The organism is Luteimonas gilva (assembly GCF_005239095.1).
Lineage (GTDB): Bacteria > Pseudomonadota > Gammaproteobacteria > Xanthomonadales > Xanthomonadaceae > Luteimonas_C > Luteimonas_C gilva.
In genome coordinates this window covers 174506-194034 of the sequence record NZ_SZUA01000002.1, presented here as the reverse complement: position 1 = coordinate 194034, position 19529 = coordinate 174506, and the positions used below count along the sequence as shown (strand labels likewise).

The 19529-nt window shown below is 64.1% G+C and carries 14 protein-coding genes and 1 pseudogene; 13 read left to right on the top strand and 2 right to left on the bottom strand.

The window, feature by feature from the left end:
- Window positions 1–36 precede the first annotated feature (36 nt).
- On the bottom strand, window positions 37–675 hold the full coding sequence (locus tag FCE95_RS08830; protein WP_137266666.1) for a ParA family protein: 639 nt from the start codon (window positions 673–675) through the stop codon (window positions 37–39).
- Between the two features lie 169 nt (window positions 676–844).
- On the opposite strand from FCE95_RS08830, the gene FCE95_RS17385 reads away from it, so the two are divergent.
- From FCE95_RS17385 to FCE95_RS08780, 6 genes are all read left to right on the top strand, one after another.
- Complete coding sequence (locus FCE95_RS17385; RefSeq protein ID WP_189644700.1) at window positions 845–2578, top strand: hypothetical protein; 1734 nt, start codon at window positions 845–847, stop codon at window positions 2576–2578.
- A 184-nt stretch (window positions 2579–2762) separates the two neighbouring features.
- Window positions 2763–4817 carry a YadA-like family protein gene (locus FCE95_RS08820; protein WP_137266664.1) on the top strand — a complete coding sequence of 685 codons (2055 nt, stop codon included), beginning with the start codon at window positions 2763–2765 and terminating at the stop codon, window positions 4815–4817.
- 213 nt (window positions 4818–5030) lie between these two features.
- Window positions 5031–7658, top strand: a complete 2628-nt coding sequence (locus FCE95_RS17090) for a YadA family autotransporter adhesin (RefSeq protein ID WP_189644699.1) — start codon at window positions 5031–5033, stop codon at window positions 7656–7658.
- A 427-nt stretch (window positions 7659–8085) separates the two neighbouring features.
- Window positions 8086–9447 (top strand): YadA-like family protein, encoded by a 1362-nt coding sequence (locus FCE95_RS08790; protein WP_189644698.1) that lies wholly within the window; start codon window positions 8086–8088, stop codon window positions 9445–9447.
- A 189-nt stretch (window positions 9448–9636) separates the two neighbouring features.
- Window positions 9637–11124 (top strand): AAA family ATPase, encoded by a 1488-nt coding sequence (locus FCE95_RS08785; protein WP_137266657.1) that lies wholly within the window; start codon window positions 9637–9639, stop codon window positions 11122–11124.
- Between the two features lie 117 nt (window positions 11125–11241).
- Window positions 11242–13989 (top strand): discoidin/SUN/FTP domain-containing protein, encoded by a 2748-nt coding sequence (locus tag FCE95_RS08780; RefSeq protein ID WP_137266656.1) that lies wholly within the window; start codon window positions 11242–11244, stop codon window positions 13987–13989.
- A gap of 21 nt (window positions 13990–14010) precedes the next feature.
- Here FCE95_RS08780 and FCE95_RS08775 read toward each other — a convergent pair whose 3' ends face one another.
- The gene (locus FCE95_RS08775; protein WP_137266655.1) at window positions 14011–14904 is read right to left on the bottom strand and encodes a LysR family transcriptional regulator; all 894 of its coding nucleotides are present in this window, start codon (window positions 14902–14904) and stop codon (window positions 14011–14013) included.
- An 86-nt stretch (window positions 14905–14990) separates the two neighbouring features.
- On the opposite strand from FCE95_RS08775, the gene FCE95_RS08770 reads away from it, so the two are divergent.
- From FCE95_RS08770 to FCE95_RS08740, 7 genes and pseudogenes are all read left to right on the top strand, one after another.
- Complete coding sequence (locus FCE95_RS08770; RefSeq protein ID WP_137266654.1) at window positions 14991–15620, top strand: FMN-dependent NADH-azoreductase; 630 nt, start codon at window positions 14991–14993, stop codon at window positions 15618–15620.
- Window positions 15621–15630: 10 nt separating this feature from the next.
- Window positions 15631–15960, top strand: a complete 330-nt coding sequence (locus FCE95_RS08765; protein ID WP_137266653.1) for a DMT family transporter — start codon at window positions 15631–15633, stop codon at window positions 15958–15960.
- Between the two features lie 10 nt (window positions 15961–15970).
- Window positions 15971–16237: pseudogene (locus FCE95_RS17240) on the top strand (carboxymuconolactone decarboxylase family protein); the annotation flags it as partial.
- 259 nt (window positions 16238–16496) lie between these two features.
- A complete protein-coding gene (locus FCE95_RS08755) occupies window positions 16497–16877 on the top strand; it encodes a tautomerase family protein (RefSeq protein ID WP_137266652.1) in 381 nt (126 codons plus the stop codon).
- A 196-nt stretch (window positions 16878–17073) separates the two neighbouring features.
- Window positions 17074–18069, top strand: coding sequence for a Tle-like phospholipase domain-containing protein (locus FCE95_RS08750; protein ID WP_137266651.1), 996 nt, complete (start codon window positions 17074–17076; stop codon window positions 18067–18069).
- 231 nt (window positions 18070–18300) lie between these two features.
- Complete coding sequence (locus tag FCE95_RS08745) at window positions 18301–19035, top strand: ankyrin repeat domain-containing protein (protein WP_137266650.1); 735 nt, start codon at window positions 18301–18303, stop codon at window positions 19033–19035.
- Between the two features lie 68 nt (window positions 19036–19103).
- On the top strand, window positions 19104–19427 hold the full coding sequence (locus FCE95_RS08740; RefSeq protein ID WP_189644697.1) for a YqcC family protein: 324 nt from the start codon (window positions 19104–19106) through the stop codon (window positions 19425–19427).
- Window positions 19428–19529 lie beyond the last annotated feature (102 nt).

The window sequence follows — 19529 nt, the reverse complement described above, 5'->3', positions numbered from 1 at the left end:
TCCCCGGGTATCGCCTGCGGCTCCACCCGGGCTACGTCAGCGGGCTTTGCCCAGCCACTTCAATAATGGCTGCCAATCGTTCTGGTGCTCGCGGATCTGCGCGGAGTTGTAGTCGAACAGGCTTTTGCCCAGCCCGGTCAGCATCACGTAGGCCTGGCTGTCGCGCAGCTGGGCCACGACCGGGATGGACCACTCGTTCATCACCGCCACCGCCTGCTGGGAAGCGTTGGTCCAGGGCTTGAGCTTGTTGGCCACCAGCGCCACCGGCAATTGGCCTTTGCGCACGCGGGGATGCTTGGCCAGAGTGTTCAGGAACGGCACCGTGGCTTCGATGTCCAGGGCGGAGGGCAGCACCGGCACCACGACGGCACTGGCCTGGTCGAGGAAGCTTTCCAGATCTTCCGCCATCGCCCCGGCGGCGCCGTCGACGATCACCCGCTGGGTGTCCTCGGGCACGGCCCTCTGCCAGCTGCGCTTCTTGGTCCCGTCGATGGGCAGCACCGCGCCGTTGGCCATGCCGGCCCGGCGCTGGGCCCAACGAGTCGAGGAACCTTGCGGGTCGGCGTCCACGATCACCGTGCGCTGCCCGGCCTGGGCCGACTGAGCGGCCAGATGGGTCGCGATGGTGGTCTTGCCCACGCCGCCCTTGGAACTGGCCACGATGATCGTCTTCATCCACGGTCTCCGGCACGAGGAACGGGGGAGCTTAGCATCGCCTTCGCTGTTGACTGTCTCAGCCCCCGGCGGGCGCCCGGTTTCCCCGGAAGCTGACCATCTTTTTCTCGGAACTCCGTCTTTTCGCTCACTGCCGCTAGGTGCAGCCCTTCGACGGAGCTTCTGTATCATGACTCTTCCCCTTTCGAACGCCATCTTGCGGCCGACTGCGTTGGCAATCGTTTTGCTCGGCCTAGCGGCATCTCTGCCGGCCCAGGCTGGCCGGACTTGCGACCTCCATGATGGCGACCCGAATACGGAGTTCGCCGATGGCAGCACCGCTACCGGCGTTTTTGGCCTGGCTTGCGGGCACAACAATGACGCTTCGGGCGATGGGAGTGCTGCTATCGGCTCTGGCAATATTGCTTCCGGCAGTGGCAGCAGCGCGATCGGCGGCGGCAACGATGCCTCAGGTTTTGCCAGCACAGCGATCGGTGCGGCCAATACGGCGAGCGGCAAACACAGCATGGCCGCTGGTTTCCTCGCTACCGTCAAAGGTCAAGCCGGTCTGGCTATCGGTAGCTGGTTCGACGCCAACGGTAACGGGGCCGTCGATATAGATTTAGATACCGATGGCGACAATTCAGTCGACGCCAGCAGCGAGCTGACCGTAGCCTCGGGAAATCAGGCCATAGCGATCGGCGCTGCGAGCCGAGCGACGGGAAATCGCTCCCTTGTATTGGGCACTCAAAACGTCGCCAGCAGCGTTGAAGCCAGCGCCATAGGTACGAACAATAGTGCCGATGGTTTGTTCAGTGGCGCTTTCGGCAGAGGCAATAGCGCCAGCGGCTTCGCCAGCAACTCGTTCGGCGACGCTAATGCCGCCAGCGGTTTCAGCAGCAGCGCTTTCGGCCGCTTGAACTCGGCCGGCGCGGATAACAGCAGCGCTTTCGGCGTTGGGAATAACGCCGGCGGCACGCGCAGCAATGCTTTCGGCCTTGCCAACACGGCTATGGGCGAGAACGCTAGCGCATTCGGCAACGAAAACGTGGCTGTGGGTAATGGCAGCTCTGCCTTCGGCCACCTCAGTTCGGCTATCGGCGAAGCCAGTTCGGCCTTTGGCGGATTCTTCGATGCTAATGGCAATGGCACGCCCGACTTAGACATCGACACCGATTTGGACGGCACCTTCGAATCCAGCAGCGAGCTGACCACCGCTTTCGGCAATCACAGCACCGCGATTGGCCCAGGCGCTTGGGGCTTAGGCGCCCGCTCCGTCGGCATCGGCGCTGGCGCTTTCGCCACCGGCGACGACAGCGTCGCCATCGGCAGCGGCTCCCAGGCCGATGCGCCCAACACCGTCTCGGTCGGGAGCGTTGGCAACGAACGCCGCATCACCAATGTGGCCGACGGCACTCAGGCCACCGACGCCGTCAATGTGCAACAGTTGCAAGCCACTCTCGCGACTGCGAACGCCTACACCGATACGGCCGTGGCGACCGGCGGCACTCAAGCGAATGCCTACACCGACAACCGCGAAGCCGCGGTTCGGAAAGACATGCAAGCCGGCGACGAGCAGACCTTGTCGGCAGCCAACGCCTACACCGACAAGAAATTCGCCAGCGTCGACTTCGGCGGCATCAACGACCGCTTCGACCGCATCGACCGCCGCTTCGGCGAACAAGACCGTCGCATCAGCCGCATCGGTGCGTTGAGCGCGGCCATGACCCAATCCAGCGCCATCGCCGCCATGGGTCGCGGCGCGCGCGGCTCGTACGGCATTGGCGCGGCGGTGCAGGGCGGCCAGAAGGCGCTCGCGGTCGGTTGGGGCAAGAAAATCGGCGACAAGCACGTGTTCACGCTGGGCGGCGCGTTCAGCGGTTCGGAGCGTTCGGCGAGCATCGGCTTCGGCGGCGAGCTGTAGTTTCGTTCGTGTCAGCTTCCGGCGCCGTCTTGCTTAGGCGGCGCCGGGCTGATCGACGGTCGTTTGCGGATTCCGAAAGGTCGAAAAAGCAATCCGCTGCCGAATGCGGCATGACCACATTTTTTAAGGGGTTTCGTCTGTGATTGGCCCGGCCGTATCCCGCGGCCGCAACGACGAGACCTCTATGAAAATCCCGATTTTCATCTCCCACCGGCCGACGCTGCTCGCGCTGGCGCTTTTGGCGGCATCGGCAATGCTGCCTGCCTACGCGGGCCAAACCTGCGATTTGAATGATGGCAATCCCAACAACGAAAATGGTGGCGGCAGCACCGCCGTTGGTACTAGTGCTTTTGCTTGCGGCAGCGCCAACCAAGCCGATAGCAATTTCAGCACTGCAGTCGGCACCCTCAACAACGCCAACGGCGCATTCGCTACAGCGATCGGCCTGTCCAACCAAGCTTCCGGCGAAAATAGTCTTGCTGTAGGCTTCGGAACTACCGCCAGCGGCTTGGGTAGTCAGGCCATCGGTAGCTGGATGGACAGGAATGGCAATGGCTTCGCCGACTTAGATCTGGATACCAATGGCGATAACATTGCCGATGCCAGCAGCGAGTTGACCACCGCTTCGGGCGATCTTGCGATCGCCGTTGGCTCAGCGACCCGGGCTACTGGACTGCGCTCGCTTGCGGTAGGCACGATAAACGAGGCAACCGCATCGTTCAGCACGGCTGTCGGCAGCCTCAATCACGCCACGAGCGACTTCGACACCGCAGTCGGCAATATCAACACTGCGTCGGGGGGCGATTCCACTGCGGTGGGCACGGCTAATAACGCTTTGGGGGTAGGGAGTACAGCAGTCGGTAATACCAATAATGCCGTCGGCAGATCCAGCACCGTGATTGGCGCGTTCAATAACGCCATAGGCGAAGGCAGCCTCGCCGCGGGATTCAGCGCTACCGCCAGCGGATTCGGCAGCCAGGCCATTGGCGGTTGGTTCGACTCGAACGGCAACGGCTTCGTCGATTTGGACCTGGACACCGACGGCGACAACACCGCCGACGCCAGCAGCGAGCTGACTATGGCTTCGGGCGAAAACGCTGTCGCCATCGGCTCGGCCAGCCAAGCAACAGGCTCTAAATCTCTGGCCATAGGCGTACACAACATGGCGAGCGGGATTAACAGTTCAGCAGTTGGCGCGTTCAACATCGCCACTGCCGACAGCACCGCGTTCGGCTCATTCAATGAGGCAAACGGAGATCAAAGCAGCGCCGTCGGCATTTTTAATTTCACGTCCGGCATAGGATCTAGCGCCTTCGGTGTTGGCAACTTCGCTGGTAACCTGATGAGCAACGCATACGGATTCAACAATATTGCGTCTGGCATCGAAAGCAGCGCATTCGGCAGCAATACTTTCGCTGTAGGCACTTCCAGCCTGGCCTTTGGCAGTTTTTTTGATGCCGATGGCGACGGCATAAAAAGCATTGATATTGATATCAATCAGGATGGCATTGCTGATACAAGCAGTGAGCAGACCACCGCTTTTGGCGATCACAGTACCGCCATCGGTCCCGGCGCTTGGGCTTTCGGCGCCCGCTCCGCCGGGTTCGGCGCCGGTGCCTTCGCCGCTGGCGACGACAGCGTGGCTATCGGTAGCCGCTCGCGCGCCGACGAAGCGAACACCGTTTCGGTCGGCAGCGTCGGCAACGAACGCCGCATCGTGCATGTCGCCGACGGCACGCAAGCGACCGATGCGGTCAATCTGCAACAACTGCAAGCGTCCTTGGCCACCGCGAATGCCTACACCGATACGGCCGTGGCCACCGGCGGCACGCAAGCGAACGCCTACACCGACAACCGCGAAGCCGCCGTTCGGAAAGACATGCAAGCGGGCGACGCGCAAACCCTGTCGGCGGCCAAGGCCTATACTGACCAGAAGTTCGCCGACTTCTCCAACCTCAACGATCGTTTCGACGCCGTCGATCGCCGCTTCGGCCAAGTGGATCGCCGGATCAACCGCGGCAATGCGCTGGGCGCCGCAATGGCCCAGATGAGCGCCATCGCCGCCGGCGGCAACAGCGAGCGCGGCCGCATCGCAGTCGGCGCCGGATTCCACGGTGGGCAGCAGGCTTTGTCGGTGGGTTATGGCGTGAAAGTCGGTTCGCGCGGCGTGTTCACGCTGGGCGGCGCCTTCAGCGGATCGGAACGTTCGGCCGGCATCGGTTTCGGCGCGGATCTTTGATCTGCCACGACATAACCGGAACCTTGAACGCCGTTCTTAGCGATCCGAATGTTTTTCAGTTTTAGGCCCTGCGCTGTCCTGGACAGCGCAGGATTGCCGAATGCGGCGTGGGCAAACGCATGAATGCACCGATAGACGGGCTGGCCACTTTTCCCAGACCTCTCGTCTTTAGATTGGACCTGACATCAGGCCATTCCTTCCAATCGGTGATCTATGAATACCCCGCTAATTCCGTTGTCCAATCGCCCCCAGCGTTGGCTGTTGAGCGCCGCTCTGCTGAGCGTTATTTCGGCTCCACTCGCCCAGGCGGCAGAACCTTTCACTTGCGACCTGAACGATGACATCATCTTAGACGAGGACGATGGCGGAAGCGTGGCCAACGGCCTGGGATCGGTAGCTTGCGGCAGAAAGAATAGCGCCAGCGGCTTTAATAGCGTCGCCTTTGGCGCGTTCAACCAAACGGACGGAGAGACCAATACCGCCTTTGGTGTTAGCAATAAGACCAAAGATCTTCATTCCACCGCCGTCGGTTTCGGCAATACGGCGGTTCAAGACGGCGCCGCCATCGGCGTTAACAATACGGCGAGCGGTATCGGAAGCGGCGCCTACGGAACCGGCAATACCGCCAGCGGCGCGGAAAGCAGCGCTTTCGGCGTGGGCAATGCCGCCGCAGGTGATAACGCTAGCGCGGTCGGTCACGTCAATACGGCCAGCGGCAGCGGCAGCACCGCAGTAGGCAATGTGAATAAAGCGACCGGCATTGGCAGCACGGCGGTGGGTCGGAACAATCGCGCCGAGGCCGATTTCAGCAGCGTGTACGGCTTCAGCAACGAGGCGTACGGCGCCAACAGCGCCGCAGCGGGCTCGCAGAACGTGGCCAGCGGCATTAACAGCGGGTCTTTCGGCTTCCACAATCAGGCGATGGGCGCCAGCAGCAATGCCGTTGGCTCGCAGAACATGGCAAGCAATGTAAACGCAAGCGCCTTCGGCACCAGCAATGTCGCGAGCGGGTCGAATAGCAGCGCTTTCGGAAGCCAAAACCAAGCATCCGGCCCCAGCAGCCATGCGTCCGGCTTTTCCAATGAAGCCAGCGGCGGGTCCAGCAGCGCGGTCGGCGCCGACAATATCGCTAACGGCCTAGGGAGCGCCGCCATGGGGAATAAAAATACCGCCAGCGGCACAGATGCAGCCGCCTATGGAAGCTTAAATAACGCCGGTGGACCCGCGGCGTTGGCCGCGGGTTCCACCAACTTCGCCTCCGGATTCGCGACCACGGCGGTGGGCTCCGGCAATGTAGCGACCGGAGATGTCAGCAGCGCTTTCGGCCACAACAATTTCGCATCCGGCATCAATAGTACCGCGGTCGGAGCAAGCAATAGCGCATTCGGCGACTTCGGTACGGCCGTTGGTTTCAACAACGATGCTGGCGGCGACCGCGGTTTCGCAGCCGGTTTCGCGGCCAGCGCCATCGGATCGGACAGTCAGGCGATCGGAAGCTGGCTGGATGTCAACGCCGACGGCATAGCCAATCTGGACACAGATACCGACGGCGACAATGTGGCCGACGCCAGCAGCGAGTTGACCGTGGCTTCGGGCAATCACGCCGTCGCGATCGGCGCTGCCAGCCATGCAGCGGGCATCAAATCCCTCGCAGTGGGCCTGCAAAACAAAGCGAAGGGGGCGAACAGTTCCGCCGTCGGCGTATCCAACATCTCCACTGCTGACAGCAGCGCTTTCGGCCTAAGTAACTTCGCCGCAGGCCCTGGGAGTAGCGCGCTCGGATCGTTTAATACCACAAGCGCCGTGTCCAGCAATGCGATCGGCACAGGCAATACCGCCAACGGTATGTTCAGCAGCGCGATGGGCACCTTCAGCAGGGCCGATGGCGGCGGGAGCAGCGCCATTGGCTTCTTTACCAGCGCTAACGGAGATACCAGCGTGGCCATAGGCAGTTGGTTTGACGGCAACAACAATGGAGATTTCGACCTGAACGTCGATGCAGATTTGGACGGCATTTTCGAATCGAGCAACGAACGCACTACCGCGTTCGGCGATAGCAGCACCGCGATCGGTCCGGGGGCCTGGGCTCTAGGCGCACGCTCCGTGGGCATCGGTGCAGGGGCGTTCGCCACCGGCGACGACAGCGTCGCCATCGGCAGCGGCTCGCAGGCCGACGCACCCAACATCGTCTCGGTCGGCAGCTTCGGCAACGAACGCCGCATCACTCACGTCGCCGACGGCACCCAGGCGACCGATGCGGTCAACCTGCAACAGCTGCAAGCGACTTTGGCTACGGCGAACGCCTACACCGATACGGCCGTGGCGACTGGCGGCACTGCGGCGAACGCCTACACCGATAACCGAGAAGCGGCGATCAGGCAAGACATGCAGACCGGCGATGCGGCCACCCTGACTGCGGCGAATCAGCATGCCGATGCCGGCGATGCGGCTACGCTGACCGCCGCCAACCAACACGCCGATGCGGGCGACGCACAGACGCTGGCTTCGGCCAAGGCCTATACCGATAAAACCATCGGTGGCTTCGGCCTCAACGACCGCTTCGAAACCATCGACCGCCGCTTCGGCCAGATGGACAAGCAGATCGGCCGCGTCGGCGCGCTGGGCGCTGCGATGTCGCAGATGAGCGCCATCTCGGCGGCGGGCGCAACCGCGTCCGATGCGCAGAACGGCATGCTGTCGGTGGGCGCCGGTTTCCACTCCGGAGAGAAGGCGATTTCGATCGGCTACGGCAAGAGCTTCGGCCGCACCGTATTCACCCTGGGCGGCGCCTTCAGCGGCTCGGAGCGCTCGGCGGGCGTCGGCTTCGGCGTGAAGCTGTAGGGGCTTCGAAGATAGTTGCGGCTCGGCAGACTGCAACGGTATTTCGCTAGAACGTACATCTGCCAGCAAACGAACAAGGGCAGCTAGCTGCCCTTGTTTCGGAAACCAACAGCGTCACGCAGCCCCGATGACCGCTCTCCGCCGCGAGTGACGACGGTCTCGATACCTATCGCAAGTAAACTGCGACGCGCATCCTCTTCCCACACGCGCATCCGAACAGGCGCCGCCGTTCGGTTTCTAGATGCAACCGTTTGGTCGAATTTCCTCGATCGATAGCGGGAAACCTCAAGAATATTTTTGCGCGGAATCCGTCTTTCCGTTCGCTGCCGATTCGGCAGTTTTTCGACGGAGCTTCCCGCCTATGAAGGTTTATCTTTCTGCTCCGGCCCTACGGCCGACCACCTTATCCCTCACCTTACTCGGCCTGATGGCCGCCTTACCGGCCCAAGCCGGACAGACTTGCGATTTGATCGACGGCCTCCCTGTGATCGAAAACCCCGGCGGCAGCACGGCGAGCGGTCTGGGCGCTGTCGCCTGCGGCTTCTTCAATACGGCCACGGGCGATCAAGGCACGGCGATCGGCAATCTCAACAACGCCGGCGATAACGCTACGGACTTATTCGCCACGGCGGTCGGGACCGACAACAACGCCTTGGCTTCCAATGCCACCGGTCTGGGTTCGTCCAATACAGTCCAAGGCAACGCCGGTACGGCCGTCGGCAATGGCAACATCGCTGGCGATGCGGTAACCGACGATTTCGCCACTGCCATCGGGGCCAGCAATATCGCAACGGCTTCCGCTGCCACTGCCGTCGGTGCGTTCAACCAAGCGACGGCGCAAATGAGCACGGCCATAGGAGCCGGCAATTTCGCCACTGGCGCAGGCAGTAGCGCCATCGGCTTCGCCACCGCCGCTCGGGGCAATGCTAGTTTGGCCATAGGCGGTTTCTTCGATGCCAATGGCAACGGCATGCCCGATAGCGACATCGACACCGACCTGGACGGCATGTTCGAATCCAGCAGCGAACTGACCACCGCCTTCGGCGATCACAGTACCGCCATCGGTCCGGGCGCTTGGGGATTGGGCGCTCGTTCCGTCGGTATCGGCACCGGCGCTTTCGCCACTGGCGACGACAGCGTCGCGATCGGCAGCGGATCTCAAGCTGTCGATCCGAACACCGTTTCGGTCGGCCGCCTCGGCAACGAACGCCGCATCGTGAATGTGGCGGCAGGTTTTGAGGCCACCGATGCGGTCAACGTGTCGCAGCTGCAGTCCGGTTTGGACGACATCTTCCTCAAGGCCAGCGCTTATACCGACACGGCCGTGGCCACCGGCGGCACCCAAGCCAACGCCTACACCGACAACCGCGAGACGGCGATCCGGCAAGACATGCAAGCCGGCGATGCGGCCACGCTCACCGCGGCCAACCAGCACGCCGACGCCGGCGATGCGCAAACGTTGACCGCGGCCAAGGCTTATACCGACAAGGCCGTCGGCAACTTCGGCTTGAACGATCGCTTCGAGGCCATCGACCGCCGTTTCGGCCAGGTGGACAAGCAGATAGGCCGCGTTGGCGCGCTGGGCGCGGCGATGTCGCACATGGCCGCCAACGCCGCCAACGGCAGCGGCGACCGCGGGCGCATCTCGCTGGGCGTGGGGCATCAGAACGGCTCGAACGCCGTCTCGGTCGGTTACGGCATGAAGTTCGGACGCGCGTCCTTGACCCTGGGCGGCGCGTTCAGCGGCAGCGAGAATTCGGTGGGCGCCGGCATCGGCATGGATCTTTGAAATAGGCGAGCGGGCGAGGCGCAGCGCCTCGCCCGTTTCGCGGGCATCGACGGCCGGATGCGTCGTCCTGCGCATCCAACAGCCTCATCATTCGGAATGAGCATGCACCACCGTTTGTTCCCGCGGACCGGTGTTTGCTATCTTGCGGCGCCTTCGGCAGTCGCCGCCAAGGACGTTCCGGGACCGCCGATGAGCCAACTGCAAGACCTGGTCGCGCTGATCCGCGCCGACACGCCGCTGATCGTGATCGAAACGCCGGACGAGCAGCGCGTGATCGAGCTGTTCCGGCAGACGCTGACCCACGTGTGGCGGGCGCTGTACCGCTGGTCGATCACCGAAGGCCTGCGCCGGCTCGATTTGGACCGCGAAGACGAGTCCGAAGTGGCGCCGGACGCGTCCAACACGCTGCAGGCGATCCGCGATGCGGGCCAGCGCGGCGTCTATCTGCTGCTGGATTTCGACCCTTATCTGGAATACGCCGGCACCCAGCGCATGGTGCGCGACATCGTGCAGCGCCGGCATTGCCAGCCGCACGTGCTGGTGCTGGTCGGCACCAAGATCGAACTGCCGGCGGACCTGGAACCGTTCGCGGTGCGCTTCGCGCCGCGCCTGCCCGATGCGGGCACGCTGCTCAAGCTGGTGCGCGAGCAGGCCGACGCCTACGCCCGCGAGAACGGCGGCAAGCGGGTGCGTTCGGACGAAGCGGTGGTCGCGCAGATCGTGCGTAATCTGCAAGGCCTGAGCGAGACCGACGCGCGCCGCATCGCCCGCCACTTGATCTTCGACGACGGCGTGATCGACGCCAACGACTTGGCGCAATTGGCCAAGCTGAAGTTCGAACTGCTGAACCGCAGCGGCCATCTGCATTTCGAATACGACACCGCGCGCTTCGCCGACGTGGCCGGCGCCGCGCGCGCGAAGCGCTGGATCGAACAACGCCGCGCCGCCTTCGTCGAAGGCAAGCCGCCGCCGGGACTGGATCCCCCCAAGGGCATGCTGCTGCTGGGCGTGCAGGGCTGCGGCAAATCGATGCTGGCCAAGGCCGTCGCGGGCGGTTTCGGCGTACCGCTGCTGCGGCTGGATTTCGGCACGCTGTACGACAAATACCACGGCGAGACCGAAAAGAACCTGCGCGCCGCGCTGGCTTCGGCCGAACAGTTGGCGCCGTGCGTGCTGTGGATCGACGAGATCGAGAAAGGCCTGGCCAGCTCCAGCGACGCCGCCGACGGCGGCGTGTCGCACCGCGTGCTCGGCTATTTCCTGACCTGGCTGGCCGAACGCAAAGCGCCGGTATTCCTGGTGGCGACCGCGAACCAGGTGCAGGCGCTGCCGCCGGAATTGCTGCGCAAGGGCCGCTTCGACGAAATCTTCTTCGTCGACTTGCCCACGCCCGCCGCGCGCGAGGAGATCTTCAAGCTGCATCTGGCCAAGCGCCAGCTCGATCCGGGCGCGTTCGACCTGCCCGGCTTGGCGCGCGCGTCGGAAGGCTTCTCCGGAGCCGAGATCGAACAGGCCATCGTCGCCGCTTTGTACGCCGCCTATGCGCAGAACGCGCCGCTATCCGAGTTCCAATTGCATGCCGAACTCAAACAGGCGCGGCCTTTGTCGGTGCTGATGCGCGAGCAAGTGCAGGCGCTGCGCGAATGGGCGCGCGAGCGGACCGTGCCGGCGGACTAGCGCTTCGCCAGTTCCCGACCGCGAACGCCCTATCTTGCGGAATCTTGATCCGCATCTCTTTATTGCCGGCGAAATAGTCCGATAACTAGCGCCTCTGTTCCTGCCGAGGAGTTGGCCGTGAAAGGAGCGCTCGCCTGCTTGCTCGCCCTTTGGATCGGAAACGCCGCCGCGGTCGGACCCGCCGATTTCCAGGGAATAGCCAACCATAACGCGAGCGTGGCGATCCACGTTTCCGAAAACACGGACTCGCAGTGGGGAGCGATCGTCGACTCGGCCAATCGTCCCGATCCGTACCTATCGACCTTGCAGGGACCCGGCGGCTGGAAGTACTGGCACATATACGGGTTTTTGATGGAGCAGCTGCGCTCGGACGGAACCGCATTCGACGTGGTTTTCGACTCCGACATAGCAAACGGGGCCTTATTCGTTTCGCAGGCCGACGTCGGCGCGGATATCGCGGCGGGCCGAGTCCCTAGGCATCGAGGCGAGCCGAAATATGCAGCGTTGTTCAGCCTGAGCAATATCTGTTCCAGCGATGCGGTAGTCGCGGCGATCGACGGTTTTGTCCTCGGCGGAGGCAGGGCGATCGTAGGCGGCGCCTCGTACATCAAAGCGGGCAACTGCAGCGAATGGGTGACCCCTCCGTTCTCGATCGCATCCGTCGCCGCACCGCGCACGCTGGTCACGGCCAAAAATTCCTTCTCTTCCGCCTTTCCTGCTATCGCCACGGTGGATCCGACCCACCAGAATCTTTGGTTGAACCAAATCGACGATGTCTTGCCGGCCTGGCTCACCTACCGGTTCGAAACCGGTACGGCAGCGATGCCCATCGTCACGCAGGTCGCCTTGCAGCATTCCACTTATCAGGATCGCGGCTTCGGCTACACCTATTTGATCAAGGATTTCGACGTGCAACTCTCGGCCAACGAGAGTTGCGCCGACGGGACGTTCGTCACCGTGGCGTCGGATGTGGGCAGCCAGCTGAGCGGCGCTTATCAGATCGTAAGTTTTCCGGCTCAGGAGGCCCGCTGCGTTAGGGTGAGGATCACCAGCAGTTACGAAAATACACCGTATCCGGGCTACGACACCTCCAACTGGGTCGGTTTATCCGGTTTTCAAGCGTTCAACCATTACGGCAACGCCCTGATCCCGAATACCTACGCGGCAGGCCCCATATGGCGGGCCATGGGTTTGAGCGCCACCGAGATCGACGGTTGTTTCGACCACATCCGGCGAGAGGACGCGAGCGCTCGCGATCCTTTGCTGCAGCACTTCGTCGAAGACGACGAGGCGCGCGGCTATCGCTTGGGTAGGAGCCAGACATCGCCTGGTTACGAGCAAACCCACCACTGGGGGCAGAAGGTGGCGTTGGATGCGAGCGCGCCCGATGGTTCCGCCAGAGTGCTGGCCGTCGATGATCCGATAACGCTCGATGCCGGATGTCCGACGGCGGACCCGGCCAAACCGATATTCGCCACCAAGCAAAGGAGCCGCGGCAAATACATCTACTCCGCTTCCATCAACTCCCTCGCCGGGTGGTCGATGCATTCGTCGGCCGCCTACGTCTATGGCGTCTATCGCAACGCCATAAACGAAGCCCATCAGAATCGCGGAATCCCGAACCTGCGGATCGGCGCGTGGCCCTGGCCATACAAAGCCGGCTTCATGACCCGGCACGACCATTTTCCTCACCGGGGTTTCGACCCGGCCTCGCCGGCCGACGATGACCTGGTAGCGAGGATAGAGCGTTATAGCGACGGCCTTGCCGGCGGAAACACGCTGCGGGACTTTCCGGTGAAGGGAAGCTATTTCCTGCTCAATGAGTGGTCGCCGGACGGCAGCAGGATCGGCTTGCCGATAGGTTCTTCGCCGTGCACCCTCAGCGCCGCCAATGATTGCGACGCGCAAGTGGCCGCTTCCATCGGGAGCCTGTTGCAGCTCGGAGCCGAGATAGGCAACCACCAATACGTTCCGGGCCAGGGCCTGACCGAATTCACGGGAGAGCTAGCGCGCCTGGACGCATACGTGGGCGCCAGCGTCAACCCCAGAATCTACGTTTCGCATGGCGCCTACTCTCATTTCGATGCCGATCAACCCGATTTGGTCGGCATCCAAACGCTGGCGCAGAACGGCGTCGTAGCCAAGGGCGAAGATTCGCACGGGCCGCATCCGCATTACGCCCTGAGATTTTCGGATCCCGCGATCATCGTGTACAACGATGCGGCTCGGCACGGCATCGTCGACATTCCTGCTACGGGTTTGAGCACGCGCCCGAGCCTGGACCAATGGCCCCAGCGGTACGGCCTGATCTCCCACGAAATCACCGCCAATCCCCCCGCTTGCAACCAGGACAGCCTCCCGGCGAGGCCCTGCATGGAGCGCGCGGCCGATTTGATGTACGCGTTGGGCGGCGTCATCAATCTGTACGACCACATCGGCGATCACAGCCCAAGCTTCAGCAACGACGGAAAACCCGATGCGCAGGAATTCGACGCCTACATCCGGTATGCGCAAGGGCTGCCCTACGTTCTTACGACCAGTACGCGCGGCATCACCGCGTGGTGGAACGACAGGAACGACGTTCGCGCATCGCTGTCGCGAACCGGGGCCACGGCTTATCGCATCGATCTGACCGGCAATTCCACGCTTCCTGTCAGCGTGAACCTCGACATCCCGACCAGCGCGCAACTGCAAAGCGTCACCGTCAATGGAACGTCTCGATCTCAATGCCCGGCCCTGGGCAGCGGCAACGCGCTCAAGTCTTGGTTGACCGCCAACCCGCATACGCAGTGCTATGTGCGAGAAGGCGGAGCGTTGAGGATCGGAACGCAGGCTCCAGCCACGGTTTCCGTGGCCTGGCTATAGCGGTTAAGGAAAGCGCCGCACCTACGCGGTTCCTTCCAGCACCGGCTTGAGCTCCAGCATCGCCTCGCGCATCCCATCCATGAACGCGCGCACGCGCGCCACCCGGCGCAGGTCCGGGTGGGTCAGCAACCACAGTTCGTTGCGCAACTCTTCCACCGGTTCGCCGACGCGGGCCAAGCCCGGCGTGCGATCGCCCAAGTAACAAGGCAGCACCGCAAATCCCAGGCCTTGCGCGGCGGCGTCGCGCAAGGAAAGCAGGCTGTTGGCGCGATAGGCGGCGCGGCGGTCGTAGCCGTGCCGCGCCAGCCAACGCGTGGAGTTGAGGTGCGACAAGCTGTCGTCCGGCACGACCCAGTCGTGCGCGCTCAGATCGTCGCCGTCGCGCGCGCGCCAGCGGCTGGGGCGGTAGACCGCGAAAGCGATGTTCGCGATCTTGCGGCCGACCAAATTGTCGGGCGGCCCGCCGCTGGGCCGCAGCGCGACGTCCGCTTCGCGCCGGCTCAGGTTGTAGACCGCGTTGTCGGCGACCACTTCCAGCACGATCTGCGGATGCGCGCGCCGGAACGCGGCGAACACCGGCGGCAATAAGCCGAATAGCAAGGTGTCGGTGGTGGTGACGCGGACCGTGCCCGACGGTCGCTCGTCGCGTCCGGCCAATCGCCGCTCCACCGCTTCGATACGCGTCTCCAATTCGGCCGCGGCGGCGATCACGTCCTCGCCGGCGGCGGTCGGCGAATAGCCGTCGCGGGCGCGCTCGAACAAGCGCACGCCCAGCTTGCGCTCGATCGCATTGATTTGACGGAACACGGTGGGGTGGCTGACGCGCAGGCTTTTCGCCGCGCCGTTGAGCGAACCGGCGCGGCCCACGGCCAGCACCAAGCGGTAGTCGTTCCAATCCAGCGATTGTTCATTCATGCAAACTCCACTTGCCTTTTTGACGGAGTGATTTTCATGGATGAACATCCTACTTTGAGCTCATCGCAAATGCATCCCCTGCCGCCATGACCGACCTGCTCTACATCGAAGCCTCTCCCCGCAAACAGCGCTCGCACTCGATCGCCGTGGCGGAAGCCTTTCTGCACGCCTATCGCCAGGCCAAGCCCGACGCCGTCGTCGACAAGCTCGACCTGTGGCGCGAATCCCTGCCGGCCATGGACGGCGCCATCCTGGACGCCAAGTACGCGATCCTGGCCAAACAGCCGCATAGCGAAGAGCAGCGCCAGGCTTGGGGCGACATCGAACGCGTCGTCGCCCGTTTCGCCGCCGCCGACCGGCTGTTGTTCTCGGTGCCGATGTGGAACTTCAACGTGCCCTACGTGTTGAAGCACTACATCGACGTGGTCACCCAGCCGACGCTGACCTTCAGCTTCTCGCCCGAAGCCGGTTATCGCGGCCTGCTGCAAGGCAAGCGCGCGCTGGTGGTCTACGCCAGCTCCGGCGATTACCTGCCCGGCACCACCAATCCGCGGCCCGACTACCAGAAGCCGTTCCTGGAGGCCTGGCTGCGCTTCGTGGGCATCCACGATTTCGAAACGGTGGCGGTGCAGCCGACCATCGGCAATCCCGACCTGCTGCGCGCGACCACCGACGACGCCGTGCGCCGCGTGGTCGAGCTGGCGGCGGACTTCTGAGGCTATGGCGATGAGCACAGGACTCGCATGGCTATTGCTGATCGTCTCCGGCGCGCTGGACGTGGTCTGGGCGGTGAGCATGAAGTACTCGCAGGGCTATACGCGACCGGGCTGGAGTTTGCTGTCGCTGGCGACCTTGGCCGCTTTCGTCTGGCTGCTCGGCCGCGCCTTGCAAGCCTTGCCGTTGGGCAACGCCTACGCGGTGTGGACCGGCGTGGGCGCGGTCGGCAGCGTGCTGATGGGCGTGTGGCTGTTCGGCGAAGCGATCACGCCGCTGCGGCTGGGCTTCATCGGCTTGATCGTGGCCGGCATCGTCGGCTTGAAACTGACTTCGTCCTGAGGAGGCCGGCATGCAAAGACTCGACGCCAACGCGATTTCGCCGCAGGGCCGCAAGGCTTTGTCGGCGCTGCACGATCATGTCGCCGGCAGCGGCCTGGAACGTTCGCTGCTGGATTTGATCAACGTGCGCGCTTCGCAGATCAACGGCTGCGGCTATTGCCTGTGGCTGCACCATCGCGAAGCGCTGGCGCACGGCGAGCGCGCCGAGCGTCTGCACGTGCTGCCGGCCTGGCGCGACATCGACGCCTTCACCCCGCGCGAGCGCGCGGCGCTGGCCTGGACCGAAGCGGTGACGCGCATCGCGGACGGCGGCGTGGACGATGCGCTCTACGCGGAAGCCCGCGCGCATTTCGACGAGAATGAATTGGTCGCGCTGAATTATGCGGCGATCGACATCAACGCCTGGAACCGGTTGGCGATACCCTTCCGTAAAGCGCCACCGGGCTTCAAACCGCCGGCGGCTAAAGCCGCTCCCACAAAAAGCCGAAGCAGCGGAGCAAGCTCCGCTCTACACGAGCAAAATAAGGAGAACCGACATGCCCCTCGTCCGCATCGATCTGCGCGCCGGCAAGCCGCCGGAATACTTGCGCGCCATCGCCGACGGCATTTACGCCGCGATGCGCGAAGCCTTCGCCGTACCGGAGGACGATCGCTTCATGCTGGTCAGCCAACATGCGGCCGAAGAGTTCGTCTACGACCCCGGTTATCTGGGCATCCGCCGCAGCGACGACCTGGTGTTCGTCCAGATCACCGCCAACAACACCCGCTCGCTGGAACAGAAGAAAGCGTTCTATGCCGACGTCGCGCGCCGGCTGTCCGAATCGCCCGGGCTGCGGCCGGAAGACGTGCTGATCAGCCTGGTCGAAGTGCCCAAGGAGAACTGGTCGTTCGGCCTGGGCCTGGCCCAGTACGCCTGACGGCTCGGCTCATGTAGGAGCGGCTTCAGCCGCGAGCTTTTTTTCTGAAATCGAAGCGGTGTCGCGATTTGAAGGAAAGAGCTCGCGGCTGAAGCCGCCCCTACAAAAAGCAAAGCTGCACCTCGGGACTGCCCTAGCTGGCGGCCGCCTGCAGGCCGGCCTACCGTCGCGCGATGACCCGAGGGAGGGGCGTGCGATGGCAGGCGTGCAACCGCTAGGCATCACTCCGCAAAGCTGGCAGGACCGGGCGGCCGCGTTCCGGGCCGATCCGCAGGCGCTTCCGCAACCGCCCGCGACGCCCACCGGCAGCTACCGGCTCGAACCCAGCTACCACCCGCAACTGTTCGGAGCAGCGCCGCGCCAGGGCGGGCCCACCGCGGGCGCGACCTCGTTCGCCGACGAAGTGCGCGGCCGCGACGCCAAGGCCGTCGATCTGGAATTGATGCAGATCGCCAACGCCGTCTACGACCCGAGCGTGCGCAGCGTCGGCGATTGGACGCGCCTGAGCGACGCCCAGTTGCGCGAAGCCGGCATCGACCCGGCGACCCTGGAAACGCCGGACACCGGTTTCCGCGCCGGCATCTACACCGACGGCGACGGCAACTACGTCCTGGCCTTCTCAGGCTCCAACGAACGCATCGACTGGACCGGCGCCAACTTCCCGCAAGGCCTGGGCCTGCGCACCGAGCAATACGACCAGGCGGTGGCGCTCGCCCAGCAAGTGGCCAATAGCGAGTTCGGACGCGAAGGCAATGTGGTCATCACCGGCCATTCGCTGGGCGGCGGCTTGTCCGCCATCGCTTCGCTGGCCACCGATATTCCGGCGGTCACTTTCGACGCCTCCGGCGTGCACGACGACACGATGGAGCAGTTCGGCCTGGATCCCGGCCAAGCCAAGCAGGACGCCGAGAACGGCTTGGTCCGCCGCTACAACGTCGACGGCGATCCGCTGACCGCGGCGCAGGAAGACACGCCCGGCTTGAACCGCATCATGCCGGACGCGCCGGGCCACGAAATCACGCTCGACAGCCCGTTGCCGCCGATCGATCCGCCGAAGTGGACTTGGAACCCGATCGAGATGGCCCAGCGCACCGCCGACTATCTGAAGGCCAAGGCCGAGCGCGTGGGCGATCTGCATCGGCAGCAGACGATGATCGATGCGCTGCAGCAGCAGCGGCCTTGGGAGCGTTGAGCGCGCCCGTTGGCGTTATCGCTAGTCATTGGAACCGCACCGCTTCGCCGAACCCTCACCCCAACCCTCTCCCGATGGGAGAGGGGCTTTGCTCTTCCTTCTCCCATCGGGGGAAGGTGCCCGAAGGGCGGATGAGGGTTCGGTAGCGGGATATTCGACCCGATCGCCGCATTCCGCTATCGAGCGCATCGCCATCGCAATCCATTGACGGCACCGTGCAAGAATCCCGCCATGCGCGCCGCGACGATCCAGGTTTTCGTGCTATTGCTGGCTTTGTGCGCCGCCGCCTGCCGCGGAGATCCCATGGACGCCCAGCAAGTCTTCCCCGATCCGCAGACCGCCGCGCTCGCCGATGCCGCCGCGCAAGGCGACGCCGCCCGCGTGCGCGAACTGGTGCGCGAAGGCGCCGATCCGAACGCGAGCGGCGACAAAGGCATGAACCTGCTGCAGTACGCCCTGGCCAAGCAAAATCCCGACGGCTTGAAGGCTCTGCTGGACAACGGCGCCGACGCGTCGAAACCCGGCTTGGGCGGCAGCACCGTGATCCACAACGCCGCGATCGCCGACGATGCGGTGTATCTGGAGATCCTGCTGGCCCACCGCGCCGATCCCGACGCGCCGCACGGCCAGACCGGCGCGCCGCCGCTGGCGGCCGCGACCGGTCCGCGCACCGACAAGCAGTTCCGCTTATTGCTGTCGGCAGGCGCCGATGCCAACCGCGCCGACCGTACCGGCAACACGCCGCTCCACGCCGCCGCGATGATCAATGCCGGCACCCATGTGCTGGCCCTGCTCGAGGCCGGCGCCGATCCGCGGGCCAAGAACGCGCAAGGCCAGACCTTCCAGCCCTATTACTTCAAGTTGCCCGAGGCCCGCTTGAACGACGCGGCCCGGCAGGAGCGCAAGGACGTGATCGCCTGGCTGCAGGCCCACGACGTGGCCCTGGAAAAGGACGCATCGCCCTAGCTGGACGCCGGGCCCCGCATTTCCCGTCAATGGTTTTGCCGCGCTGCGCGGACAACCAGGGACGAGCCATGAGCGGATTGCACGAACGGGCGTTGGCCAGCGCCGATGCGATCGAAACCGAACTGCGCCGGATCGGCGCCTGGCGCGACGAACCGCTTCCGGAGGGAGCCTACGGCTTCCGCAAAGCCTTCGCGGCCGACACCATGGCCTTCGAAGAATGGTTGCAGTTCGTACTGCTGCCCCGGGTGCGCGAGATCGTCGCGACAGGCGGCGCCTTCCCGCCGCGCAGCCAGGTGGGCACCTACGCGATCCGCAACCTGGACGGGCGCGAGGACTGCGAGCGACTGATCGGCCTGCTGTGCGAGTTCGACTATCTGTTCGCCTCGGCATGACCGTAGCCCGGGTAAGCGCAGCGCACCCGGGAAATCCGCTGCGGCTGGCCCCGGGTGCGCTGCGCTTACCCGGGCTACGGAGCTGATCCTTCTTTCCGCTCA